The 361-nt window shown below is 56.0% G+C and carries 1 rRNA gene; it reads left to right on the top strand.

Annotated elements, in window-relative coordinates:
• Nucleotides 1-361 (top strand): 16S ribosomal RNA (locus ACTHSL_RS13210); the annotation flags it as partial.

Raw genomic sequence — 361 nt, 5'->3', positions numbered from 1 at the left:
GGAAGAATGTCCCGGGACTGAACAGGTTTCGGGAGTGACGGTACCACCAGAGGAAGCACCGGCTAACTCCGTGCCAGCAGCCGCGGTAATACGGAGGGTGCAAGCGTTATTCGGAATTACTGGGCGTAAAGCGCACGTAGGCGGCTTCGTAAGTCAGGGGTGAAATCCCACGGCTCAACCGTGGAACTGCCTTTGAAACTGCAAAGCTTGAATCCTGGAGAGGGTGGCGGAATTCCTGGTGTAGGAGTGAAATCCGTAGATATCAGGAGGAACACCGGTGGCGAAGGCGGCCACCTGGACAGGCATTGACGCTGAGGTGCGAAAGTGTGGGGAGCAAACAGGATTAGATACCCTAGTAGTC

The organism is Neisseria sp. P0008.S010 (genome assembly GCF_051962715.1).
Classification (GTDB): domain Bacteria; phylum Pseudomonadota; class Gammaproteobacteria; order Burkholderiales; family Neisseriaceae; genus Neisseria; species Neisseria elongata.
This window is presented reverse-complemented; position numbering and strand designations above follow the sequence as displayed.